A 12233-nucleotide genomic window follows, 5' to 3' on the forward strand; every position below is an offset into this window, starting at 1 on the left:
CATATCTGTGGAAAATAAAAAGGTTCTCGATATTGGCTGCGGGGGTGGGTTGTTTCTCTCCAAAATGAAGCAGGCAGGCGCAGACGTGTTGGGCATTGAGCTAAGTGACACACGGGCATATTACGCCAAAACCAAACATGGTATTGAAGTCATCAAGCGTACAATTGAAGATGAGTACTGGCAGCAGTATTTTGGAATTTTTGATGTGGTTACACTTTGGGATGTGATCGAGCATGTCAATTATCCCTTGTCCACTTTGCGGATGGCCGCGCATATGCTCAGAAGCGGAGGCATTCTGCTGATCGATACCCCATGCAGAGATGCGTTTTATCACCGCTTCGGCCAGTTTACCTACCAAATTTCGGGAGGGAAATACCCAACGTTCTTGAACACCATGTATTCGTCGAAGCCGTTTGGACACAAGCAAATTCTTTCGCTTTCTGAAATGAGGGAAATGCTCGAGGCTGCGGGGCTCGAAGTGCTGGAATTACGGCGCTTTCATGAACTATCCTTCCCTTACGGGTTTTACTTGAAAAAACTGGTCAGGTCCGATTTCCTGGTAAAGCTGCTTCTGCCATTTGTTCACGTCTTTTTTTTCATCTTTCCAATCAGAAACAAAATGCTGGCAATAGGACGAAAGAAAACATGACAAATACCATCAACCTCCGCGATGTATCGCAAGACGACTTGCCCATTCTATTTGAGCATCAACTGGAACCGGAGGCCACCAAAATGGCAGCCTTCCCATCCAGAGATAGGGAAGCTTTCATGGCACATTGGGCAAAGATTATGGCAGACGACAAGGCTATTAACAAGACCATTCTTTTCGATGGTCAGGTGGCAGGCAGCATTGCTTGTTTTGAAATGGATGGGAAGCGGGAAATAGGCTATTGGATCGGGAAGGAATTTTGGGGTAAGGGCATTGCGTCAGAATCGCTGAGGCAGTTACTAGGTCAGGTAACGATGCGCCCGCTTTATGCCCACGTCGCCATGCATAATATCGCATCTCAAAAGGTTTTACAGAAATGCGGATTTAAGGTCATCGCTGAAGATAAGTGGACACCCAGCGTTGAGATAGGCGAAGTTGAAGAGTTAATCCTCGAATTGAAATGATCATCTCACGTCCACTTGCAGGATGTATACAAGCAGGCGATGCAAAATATAAAACGGGATTAACAATACAATATGCAAGGCATTACTTAACCCTAAGAGTAAAGCCACTGAATTTAAGAATTCATCCAAAAGCGGAGCGAGGTTTTCAAGCATCCACGCGCCCGCACCCGAAAGGACCGCTAATGCGAGCAGCACCGTCACCCAGATGCCAAGCGGAAGCCAGGCATGACGATCTGATTCGGATGGCAGCATGGTGCTGGAAATCGCGAAGGTGAGATAAAACCACAGATAAAAATCTGGCGTCGAAGGCAGAAGATCTAAACCCATCCAGAACAGGTTAATCTGCCCATTGCGAAAAACATCCCATAATGTATTCAATTGCAACTGATAAATGCCTGCGTAGGCAACAAACAATGTGCCTGCAATCAAGGGAGCCAGGCCGATCAACGAATCACGCAGGACATCTGTCCGTTCAGTCTCAACATAACCCATGCGCAGATGCCCGTTGGCTAGTGGCTGGGGAGCCAATGAGAATCCATGGGTACGGACGTTTAAAATTCTTGCCATCAAATAATGACTGAATTCATGTAGGAATATTCCTGGGAAAAACAGAAAAGAGAATAAACCTATGGTTAACTGTGGATTGCGGGTGGTGATCAGCAACACAGCTTGAATCTCGCGATGCAAAAGCCGCTGGAGGATAACCAGCGGCAGGAGCATCATAATAAAAGAGGGAAAGCCAGCAAACTGCACAGTCTTATTTCACCGCGGCTCGTGTAATGGCAACGAAATCATACAGTTTCAAACTTGCACCGCCAACCAATGCACCGTCGATATCAGGCTGTGCGAAAAATTCCGCCGCGTTTGCGCCAGTGACCGAGCCGCCATACAACACGCGAATGGCTTGTGCGGTTTGTTCACCATACAACTCCGCAATTGCAGGGCGGATAAAATCCTTGATGACAACGTTCGCCGCTTCACCTGTGGACGCCTTACCTGTTCCAATTGCCCAGACAGGTTCATAGGCGACGACAATGTGCGGCGCAAAATCGGGAGATACATTTCTGAGTCCAAGGCTGGTCTGGCGCGAAACAACTTCACGAGTCTGTTTTGATTCGTATTGCTCCAAAGTCTCGCCGACACAAACAATTGGGGTTAAGTTAAAAGTCTGGGCGGCCATCAACTTCCGATTTACGATTTCATCTGTTTCGCTAAAATAAGCGCGGCGCTCCGAGTGACCAAGAATGACATAAGCGCACAATTCCTTTACCATGACAGGTGAAACCTCACCCGTAAACGCGCCTTTTTCCTCCCAGTGCATATTTTGCGCGCCAAGCCCAATATCTGTACCATCGAGTATTGGATGAGCCGCCATCAACGACATGAAGGGCGGGCACAAAACTTTTTCAACATCCTTGATCTCACGCAATACTGCGCTCATTTTAGAAACCAAGTCGCGGGTTTCCGCGATGGTTTTATTCATCTTCCAATTACCTGCCACGAGAGGTTTTCGCATGAATGATCCTAGTCCATTGTTTTAAGAAATACTTCCGCCATCAGCCTGATCCATTCGGGCGCAGCAAGGTCGGATGAAAGAGACAGCAGGGTGGTCTTTGCAAGCGTACGGTCTCCCGCTTTTAATTCATACTCAGCTTTTAGCAAAAACAATTCATACATATCAGGCTTAACTTTTTCAGCGTTTGCAATATGTAATTCAGCATCGGTGATCTCACCATGATATAAGGCGTACCGTCCGCGCGCAATATAACCAAGCGGCAGGCTGATATTATCGATGCGGTCAAAGAATACAAAAGTGGGCATATCCTTTAGTTCGGCAGCTTTATACACTGACTCATTTAGATCATCCTCAAAACCAGGAGGCGCACTCTCATCTTTATAGATCTGGGCAAGACGCAAATACATACCCGCTGCTGGTATCCATGCCTCGCGTGCTTTGAATTCTTCCGCGGCAGTCAGGTAAAAGTCCTTGTTGGTGGGGCCGGCCAGGTTCGCAGCTTGCGCAAGTTCCTGCATGGCAAGCGGAATTTGATGCGTATCCCAAAGCGCCAGCGCAAGTTCGAGATGCGCATTGGGATCGTTAGGATTCTTCAACATGAATTCGCGCGCGGCAACCACCGATGGATGCTCATTGCTTGTGACTATAGAGGATGGTGTGGTCTGGCCAACTAGAGTTGGAACTTGAGTAGGCAAAGGCGCCTCTGTAGCGGCCAGTGTGGGTCGAGGCGGATTGGGGATGAGTCTGGCAAGCCTGCCACTTCCGCGGAATGAATATAGAACGATGCCGCAACAAAGGATAGAGACCAAGCCAACCCCAACCCACATCCAGGGTGAACGCTTCTTTTCTGGACTTTTAGCAACTACTGTTTCCTTGGCAGGCACTTGCTCCTGGATTTTGGATGCAGTCCTTTCCGCTTTAAGGCTTGATGGACGCATCGTAATGGCTGTCCCTTGCATTGGCACACCGGCTTCCGTCCACGCACCTTTGAAGGCTTTGACCATATCCTCGATTGTTTCATAACGGTCATTACGGTCTTTTGCTAAGGCCTTCAACAAAACACGCTGCACAGGTTCCGGCACCTTGGGGTTGATTTCCATTGGCAGAGGCAATGGCGTATAGATATGGTCGTGAATGATCGAGAACGGTGTATCAGCACTGAACGGGACTTGCCCCACCACCATTTCGTACAACATCACGGCGAAGGAATAGATATCCGTGCCGGCATCCAAATCCTTTTTGCCCATGGCCTGTTCCGGCGAGATGTATTGCGGCGTTCCCATAATGGAATCAGATGAAAGAGTTGATTCTCCAGCGGCAGCAATGCGTGCCAGGCCAAAATCTGCCAGATACATTAATCCATCGGTTGATAGTAAAACATTGGAAGGTTTGATATCGCGGTGCAAAATCCCCTGTTGATGGGCATATCCCAAAGCGGAGCCAACCGAGTTTACGACTTGTTCAATCTCCTGCGATGTCAGCGGGCCCTGGCTCAGGCGCGCCTTCAAGGTATCGCCTTCAATATATTTCATCACTAGGTAAGGGCGTGACTGATGTTCGGAATAATCATAAACCGGGACAATATTTGGGTGTTCCAAACGCGCCACCACCCGCGCCTCCCTTTGGAAACGGGCTGTGAACGTTTTATCTTCATGAAAGGCGGTATGCAGAACTTTTAAAGCAACGTAACGATCAAGGGCTGCATGATAGGCTTTGTAAACAGTTGCCATGCCGCCCTGACCCAATTGCTCAATGATCTGATACGGACCGATATTTTCGCCGATATTGAAGGACATACTTGATCTCCGCTTACGATTTTCAACGATTATAGCCGAGTGTCCTTAAATTCGGTTAGGCTTATTCCAAACCATCAGGAGATTGAAATGAAAAGTGGGCGGGAAGACTCCTGCCCACTCGTTGAGATAATGGAGCAATCGACTAAGGCATTTCAACATTCACATTGACAACACCGTTTTCCGGTGTAAAGGTCACTTTGAAAGGTTGGGAGCTGCCATTCCCACAGTTTACGTTCCACTCTTCGACCCATTCACCGTTTGAATCAGGCTGTTGAAGAACTATGATGGTAGTGCCCTGTGCGGTGGGGCTTTCGCAACCGGCTATTGCGCCAACTACTTGAAGAGACAGCCATGCCGTATAGCGGGTAGAATCATCAGAAAGGCCGCCCTGGGGCACCTCGCCGCTTATGTCAAAACCAGGGATCGGAATGGATGGGCTGTTCGGGTCATTGGGGTCTGAAGGTATGCTGGTTGGAATTTCAAAATCCTGGAAGGCTTCCATCGCTTGCTGGGCCTGGACGTAAGCCTGGTAAGCGTAATAACCTCCAACAGCGGTCACGGCGCCGCAGCAACATAACACCAGGGCAACAGCCACACCGATCATAAGGTTGCGGTTTGAAGTGGGTTTGGGATTTGTGTCCATGATATCTCTCCTTAAACAATTGATTGGCGCATTATACAATAAGCGACATACAGAAAGCCTATTTACTTCTGCTCCCTTTCTCCTATTTTTTTGACTCGCCTTAGAGACTGTTTCTTAAAAGTTTTTTACCACAGGGTACCCATGAACGAATTTCACCATAAGGATGAAAACGGAATCCAACGACTGGAGTCGTTGCTTTTACGTTACCAAAGTCTGGAGACTTTGGACTCCGCGGGGAATCGCGAATTTTTAAAGCAAAACTCACCTCAATTATATAGAGGTGAGTTTATTTGAGAACGAAGTTTCTATTTATTTATCCAGCAAAGCCACAACGCCGGGTAATTCTTTTCCTTCAAGGAATTCAAGTGATGCGCCGCCGCCGGTGGAGACGTGCGTCATCTTTTTGGCAACGCCGGCTTTCTTGACCGCACTCGCAGAATCGCCGCCGCCGATGACAGTGATCGCCTTGGATTCAGCCAGCATCTTCGCCAGAGCGAACGTCCCCTCTGCGAACTTCGGCATCTCGAAGACGCCAACGGGTCCGTTCCAAACGATCAATTTGGCTCCGTCCAATGCAGTTTTATACAAGCTGATGGTTTTCGGGCCTACGTCCAACATGCGCCAACCCGCGGGAATTTTATCCACATCCACAGTTTGGGTGTTGGCTTCGGCATCGAATTTATCTGCGATGACCGCGTCCACGGGCAGAAGGAGCTTGTCTCCAAGTTTTGCGAGCAGCGTTTTGGCGGTATCCAAAGATTCGGCCTCAACGAGACTGTCTTGCATGTTCAATCCCTTTGCAGCCAGAAAAGTATTCGCCATGCCGCCGCCGACAATGAGCTTGTCGCATTTAGAAGCGAGAGTTTCCACCACCAAAATCTTGTCACTGATCTTCGCACCGCCAAGGATGGCAATATACGGATGTTCAGGGTTGGCAACGGCACGCCCGAGGTATTCCAATTCCTGTTCCATCAAGAAGCCAGAGACGGCAGGCAGGAATCTCGCCACGCCTTCAGTGGAAGAATGCGCACGATGGGCAGAACCAAATGCATCATTAACATATATATCACCAAGTGAGGCCATTTGTTTAGCAAGCTCAAGATCATTCTTCTCTTCGCCAGCGTGAAAGCGTGTGTTTTCAAGCATCAACACTTCGACGGGCTTTAAGGCCTTCGCCATCTTTTCAACTTCCGCGCCGACACAATCGGGGGCCATTTGCACGGGACGATCCAACAGTGTGGATAAAACTTCAGAAGCAGCACGCAGACTAAAGGCGGAATCTGAAGCGGATTTTGGTCGCCCAAGGTGACTCATCAAAACTAATGATGCGCCCTGATCCAACACATATTGAATAGTCGGCAATGAGGCTTTGATGCGTTTGTCGTCGGTTACTTTTCCATTTTCCATTGGCACGTTGAAGTCCACGCGCATAAGCACGCGCTTGCCTTTGATGTCGATATCTTTTACGGTTTTCTTGTTCATATTTCACCCAAAAAGTAGGTCACGCTTCCAGCGTGACCTACAAGATGCTTATAGAGATTTCGCCATCTTCGCGGTGAGATCGGCGGTGCGGCAGGCATAACCCCATTCATTGTCATACCATGCTACAACCTTGACCATGTTTCCAATAACGAGCGTATCCATGGCACTGAACACGGAAGAGAAAGTTGTGCCACGCAAGTCGGTGGAGACCAAAGGTTCGTCAGTTACATCGAGAATGCCTTTCATGGGGCCGTTAGCGTATTCAAGCATCGCAGCGCGGACGTCTTCCTTGCTGGCTTCCTTATTGAGAATAGCGGTGAAATCCACAACTGAAACGGTAGGCGTAGGAACACGGAATGCCATGCCGCCAAATTTTCCTTTGAGCTCAGGAATGACCAAACCAACTGCTTTCGCAGCGCCAGTTTCAGAAGGGACGATGTTCTGCGCGGCGGCGCGGGCATCACGCAAATCCTTCGCGCCCACATCCTGCAATTTTTGTGAATTGGTATAAGCATGGATGGTAGTCAACATGCCCTTTTCAATTCCAAATTTATCATTCAAAACTTTCGCAACAGGAGCCAGGCCATTGGTTGTGCAGGAAGCATTTGAAACAATGTTGTGTTTCTTGGGATCATATTTTTCATCGTTCACACCTAGCACAATCGTAAGATCTTCATTTTTACCAGGAGCAGAAATGACAACCTTCTTCGCGCCGCCTGATTCAATATGTGCTTTTGATTTCGTCGCATCCGTAAAGAAACCAGTGGATTCGATCACAATGTCCACACCCATTTCCTTCCACTTGATGGCGCCGGGATCTTTCTCGGCGGTCACTTTCACGGTCTTGCCATCCACAACAAGGTTGCCATCCTTCACTTCAACCTTGCCAGCGAATTGACCATAAATAGAATCATACTTCAACAGATGAGCATTTGTCGCAGGGTCGAACAAATCATTCACGGCTACTATCTCAAGATCATTCGGGTAGCGCTGTTTGATCGTACGGAACACCAAACGGCCAATGCGGCCAAATCCGTTAATACCGATTTTTACTGACATGGGAAATCCTCCAATTAAAATTTAGCTCAGAGCACATTACTCTGGTTATTTGCAACTCTTTGATTTTACTTCCATCCAGTGGATTTGTGAATTTTATTACTGTCTGATTTTTACATGATTAATGTCAGGATGAAAGACAGCGCTTCAGCCTTAACGGAAACTTGATCCTGTTCCGAAAAGAGTTTTTCCTACTCGGATCCCTGGGCGGGATAACCCCGCCCCTACGATAAGGGGCCCGTCCGCTCGTCGAAAATCTCCATGATCGTTTGCGAAAGTTTGGCTGCATCATGCCGCCAGGGATGCTCATCGTCTCTGAGGTCGGCGCAATACGTGCGTGAATCAGACAGGGTCTTTTCATCTGCAATCACCCAGCGGGAGGCTGAACCCAAGTCCCCTTCATAATTATCATTGCACAGAATAATATCGAACAAGTTGTTGCCCACATGTCCTTCCAAGGCGCGGACATGGTCGTAGCAGGTAAAAGAATCCGTCTCACCGGCTTGAGTGGCGATGTTGCAAACATAAATCTTGATGGCGCGGCTGGCATGGATGCCGGCAAGCAGATCATGCACTAATAAATTTGGCAGAATACTTGTATATAGGCTGCCCGGCCCAACCACGATCACATCCGCATTCAAAAGCGCCTTGATCACCGGAGGAAAAGCAGAGGCATCATCGGGTTCCAGCCATACGCGGCGTACACGCCCAGCCATTTCGGGAATCTTGCTCTCACCCACCACGCGCACTTCATTGATGCTGTGCGGCAATTCCATGCTGGCCACCAGCTTTACATTATGCAAGGTGGACGGAAGCACACGCCCATTTACCGAAAGTACACGACCCGATTCAACAACTGCATCCTCAAAACTTCCTGTAATATCGGCCAGGGCGGTAATGAAAAGGTTACCAAATGAATGGCCGTCAAGTTCCGGTGAACCGCTAAAGCGATATTGAAATAATTGCGTGAGCATATCTTCGTCATTGGAGAGCGCAGCCAGGCAGTTGCGAATATCTCCGGGCGGAAGAATGCCGAGAGTCTCGCGCAAACGGCCAGACGAGCCGCCATCATCCGCTACGGTGACCACGGCTGTCAGGTTGCCTGTGTGAGCTTTTAAGCCGCGCAGGAGAGTCGAAAGTCCGTGGCCGCCTCCGATGGTGACAATGCGAGGTCCACGTTCGCGGCGATGATAACCTGTCAGTTGGTTAAACAGATCGGCGCCGGGGCGGATGAACGGTCTAAGCAGGGAACGGTTGAGTTGCAAAATTCCGTAAGTAACCAGCCCAATCCCCAATCCCCCAAAAATGATCGCACGCCAGATTCTGGGGAAGAATCTCAAAGATGCATAATACAGGACTGTGAGAACAGCGGGGTCGGCAGTATCGGTGCGGTATAGGTCAATCAGGATGACCGCAAACCCCAAACCAACTAAAGTAATCCCAATCATGACAAAAACAAACCAACGCTTGATGCCCAACCCCGGGCGGAACCAACGGGAAAGGTCGCGTAGAGTCTGCCAGACACGTGAAAAGATATTTTGCTGCATGAAAAAGATGATAGCAGGGTTGAGAGGCAGAGTCAAACCGTGCACACTCGGAAAAAAGGCCTTACGGTTATAATTGTGAACATGCATACAATTATTGCAGTTGACATTGGCGGCACTCAAATACGTGCCGCTTCTTATGCGCCCGACAAGCTCAAACCGCTCAAATTAAAAAAAATTGCCACCCTTGCCTCAAAGCCCGGCGGATTGGAACGTCTCTTCAATGTGATAGAAGAGGTCTGGCCCAACGGCAATAATGTGGATGCAATCGGGCTGGGATCACCCGGGCCACTTGACCCGCACACTGGGTATCTACTTGCGCCTCCCAACAACCCTGAATGGCATAATTTCCCCCTTGCATCAAACGTTTCGGGACATTTTGGGGTAAAGGCATATCTGGATAATGACGCAAACCTCGCTGGCCTGGCGGAATATCGCTTCGGTGCCGGCAAGGGCCACCATGATGTGTTGTATATCACGGTCAGCACTGGGATTGGGGCGGGCGTAATTATTGAAGATAGATTATTACAAGGCTATCATGGCCTGGCGGCAGAGTTGGGTCATAGCATCATTGATCCGAATGGCCCGCCCTGCTCTTGTGGATACAACGGTCACCTTGAGGCCTTTTCTTCGGGACCTGCCATCGTGAAGTATGTGCTTGGGGAACTGGAGGCAGGCACAAAGTCCAAGCTGAAGCGGGATGTTAATCTAACCGCACGAGAGGTAGCAGAAGCCGCACATAAAGGCGATGTGCTGGCGATCAAAGCCTATGCACGAGCGGGAGAATATCTTGGAATCGGTGTGGCATCTTTTCTACATGCATTTGACCCATCCATCGTTATCTTTGGCGGGGGTGTTTCGCAAGTTGGCAATTTATTATTTGACTCTTTCCATGTCAGTTTGAAAAAACATGTATTTCATCCGCGTTATCTGGAAGGCTTGGTGATCACTAGGGCAGAATTGGGTGATGATGCGGGTCTCCTAGGCGCACGCGCGCTGGCAGAATTAAAATTACAAAAGTAATGTATGTCGTTGCGAGGGATACTCTTTCCGACGAAGCAATCCCCGGCGCAGGGTAGGAGATTGCTTCGGGCAAAGTGCGCCCTCGCAATGACATATAAGTAACAAGGAGAATGTATGACAAACCCAAATTTACCCGGGCCAAAAGCCAAGGCCATGATCGAGCGCGATCATAAAGTGATCTCGCCCTCTTATCCGAGAGGTTATCCATTCGTAATGGATCACGGAAAAGGAAGTGAAGTGTGGGATGTAGATGGCAATCGATTTTTAGATTTCATGGGTGGTATTGCTGTAGTCTCAACTGGATATTCACACCCAAAAATTGTGAAGGCCATTCAGGAACAGGCCGAAAAATTTATTCACATCTCTTCGGATTTCTACCACGAGAATTGGATTCGTCTCGGCGAAAAATTAAGTGAAATCGCGCCCTTTGAAGAGGATGCGCTTTCATTCATGACCAATTCGGGAACCGAAGCGGTTGAAACCGCCATCAAGCTGGCGCGATATCATACCAAGCGCACGAACTTCATCGGTTTCACTGGTGCATTCCATGGGCGCACCATGGGAGCAGTCACCTTCACTGCAAGCAAGGCGAAATATCATGGCGGCTTTTATCCACTCATGAATGGCGTGACTCATGCGCCGTTTCCAAACCCATATCGCCCTGTGCTTGAAAGACGAAAAGGCGAGGATTATGGTGAAGCGGTCGTAAGATACATTGAAGATGAGATCCTCGCGCAAATTCTTCCACCAAAAGATGTGGCGGGTATTTTGGTTGAAACAATCCAAGGCGAAGGCGGATATATTGTTCCACCCGATGGTTTCTATCCCGCACTCCGCAAGCTATGTGACAAGCACGGAATTTTGCTTATTTTGGATGAAGTTCAGTCCGGCATGGGACGCACAGGAAAATGGTGGGCCATTGAGCATTTCGGCGTGGAACCAGATATCATCACCTCCGCAAAAGGGATCGCTTCGGGCATGCCGCTCGGCGCGTGCATTGCACGTAAATCTGTGATGGACTGGGAGATCGGCACACACGGCAATACGTATGGCGGAAACCCCATCTCATGCGCGGCCTCGCTTGCAACCATAGACCTGGTTGAAAATGAATTCATGCAGAACGCCAAAGAAATTGGCGAGTATGCAATGGATGCTTTGGAAGAAATCCAGGTACGCCACCCCAGTATTGGAGAAGTGCGTGGCAAAGGTTTGATGATCGGTGTGGAATTTGTGAAAGACCGCGAGACCAAGGAACCCGCCAAGGAAATAACAGACCGCGTCGTGGAGCTCGGATTTGAGCGCGGCTTGCTGATGCTTTCCTGCGGCAAGAGTGTTATCCGTATTGCGCCTCCGTTAGCCATGACCAAAACTGAAATGGACGAGGGCTTGATGCTGTTCGAGGAAGCGTTGACAGTGGCTGAGGGAGAGTTGATGTAGGGAGGAGAAGGAACGAGTGATAAGTAATGAGTAAAAAGTTTTAAGCTATAAGATCAAAAAAGACCTTTGAGACAATCGCTCAAAGGTCTTTTTTGTTTTAAACAAGCAAGTTTGCGCCGACTTGTTCTGCCCGCAGGTTGAGGCTTTTTATCAATTTCTTCATTCCATCCTCGGCGAACATATCCACCCATTGATAGGATTTCAAACGATATGGCATTTCACATTCTTCCAACTTGGCAGGGATGAGAAAGATGCGTCCATCGGGCATTTCGAGGGCGCGGTCTATTGCGATCTTCATTTCACGCTGAACATAACCTTCCTTATCCACTGATTTTTTGGAAAGACAAAGCAGGATCACATCGGAATTGTCCAAAGCTTTTAATATCTCCATGTTCCAATCTTGCCCGGGCAAGAGCTGCTCAGAATCGAGCCACGGATCTGCGTTGCGCGCGAGTAAAAGGTCATGGATTTTCTTCACCTCAGGTTTATCGCCTGATGAATGGCATAGAAAGATTCTGAGTGATCTGGATGACATGACAATCTCCCGGGTTTAAGCTATCAAACAATGCACCCATTATATTGCATCCATCGTGCATCTTGCAAACGCCACCGAGGACGGCGGC

Annotated in this window: 12 protein-coding genes; 4 read left to right on the top strand and 8 right to left on the bottom strand. The window is 48.8% G+C overall.

The window, feature by feature from the left end; all coding sequences use genetic code 11:
• Both AC14M5_RS23630 and AC14M5_RS23635 read left to right on the top strand, forming a co-directional pair.
• Positions 1 to 649, top strand: a 649-nt coding sequence (locus AC14M5_RS23630) for a class I SAM-dependent methyltransferase (RefSeq protein ID WP_484032183.1), incomplete at its 5' end; no start/stop codon positions are given.
• Complete coding sequence (locus AC14M5_RS23635; RefSeq protein ID WP_484032184.1) at positions 646 to 1113, top strand: GNAT family N-acetyltransferase; 468 nt, start codon at positions 646 to 648, stop codon at positions 1111 to 1113. The genes AC14M5_RS23630 and AC14M5_RS23635, both read left to right, overlap by 4 nt.
• On the opposite strand, the gene AC14M5_RS23640 is transcribed toward AC14M5_RS23635, so the two are convergent.
• From AC14M5_RS23640 to AC14M5_RS23670, 7 genes are all read right to left on the bottom strand, one after another.
• Entirely contained in the window at positions 1114 to 1680 is a 567-nt protein-coding gene (locus AC14M5_RS23640) for a hypothetical protein (RefSeq protein ID WP_484032185.1), read from the bottom strand. It lies immediately after the preceding gene.
• Positions 1681 to 1870: 190 nt separating this feature from the next.
• Positions 1871 to 2629: a triose-phosphate isomerase gene (gene tpiA / locus AC14M5_RS23645; protein WP_484032186.1), complete on the bottom strand. Its 759-nt coding sequence runs from the start codon at positions 2627 to 2629 to the stop codon at positions 1871 to 1873.
• Between the two features lie 8 nt (positions 2630 to 2637).
• Entirely contained in the window at positions 2638 to 4425 is a 1788-nt protein-coding gene (locus tag AC14M5_RS23650; protein ID WP_484032187.1) for a protein kinase domain-containing protein, read from the bottom strand.
• Positions 4426 to 4567: 142 nt separating this feature from the next.
• Positions 4568 to 5068, bottom strand: a complete 501-nt coding sequence (locus AC14M5_RS23655) for a hypothetical protein (protein ID WP_484032188.1) — start codon at positions 5066 to 5068, stop codon at positions 4568 to 4570.
• A gap of 309 nt (positions 5069 to 5377) precedes the next feature.
• Positions 5378 to 6550: a phosphoglycerate kinase gene (locus AC14M5_RS23660; protein WP_484032189.1), complete on the bottom strand. Its 1173-nt coding sequence runs from the start codon at positions 6548 to 6550 to the stop codon at positions 5378 to 5380.
• Positions 6551 to 6598: 48 nt separating this feature from the next.
• Positions 6599 to 7609 (bottom strand): type I glyceraldehyde-3-phosphate dehydrogenase, encoded by a 1011-nt coding sequence (gene gap, locus AC14M5_RS23665; RefSeq protein WP_484032190.1) that lies wholly within the window; start codon positions 7607 to 7609, stop codon positions 6599 to 6601.
• A 221-nt stretch (positions 7610 to 7830) separates the two neighbouring features.
• Positions 7831 to 9240 (bottom strand): gluconeogenesis factor YvcK family protein, encoded by a 1410-nt coding sequence (locus tag AC14M5_RS23670; protein WP_484032191.1) that lies wholly within the window; start codon positions 9238 to 9240, stop codon positions 7831 to 7833.
• Here AC14M5_RS23670 and AC14M5_RS23675 point away from each other — a divergent pair.
• Together AC14M5_RS23675 and AC14M5_RS23680 are read left to right on the top strand one after the other, a co-directional pair.
• Complete coding sequence (locus AC14M5_RS23675) at positions 9235 to 10173, top strand: ROK family protein (protein WP_484032192.1); 939 nt, start codon at positions 9235 to 9237, stop codon at positions 10171 to 10173. The genes AC14M5_RS23670 and AC14M5_RS23675 overlap by 6 nt on opposite strands.
• 114 nt (positions 10174 to 10287) lie before the next feature.
• A complete protein-coding gene (locus AC14M5_RS23680; protein ID WP_484032193.1) occupies positions 10288 to 11610 on the top strand; it encodes an acetyl ornithine aminotransferase family protein in 1323 nt (440 codons plus the stop codon).
• Between the two features lie 97 nt (positions 11611 to 11707).
• Here the strand turns inward: AC14M5_RS23680 and AC14M5_RS23685 are convergent, their stop codons facing one another.
• Positions 11708 to 12145, bottom strand: coding sequence for a toll/interleukin-1 receptor domain-containing protein (locus tag AC14M5_RS23685; protein ID WP_484032194.1), 438 nt, complete (start codon positions 12143 to 12145; stop codon positions 11708 to 11710).
• Positions 12146 to 12233 lie beyond the last annotated feature (88 nt).

The sequence above is a fragment of the Candidatus Villigracilis sp. genome (assembly GCF_057083605.1).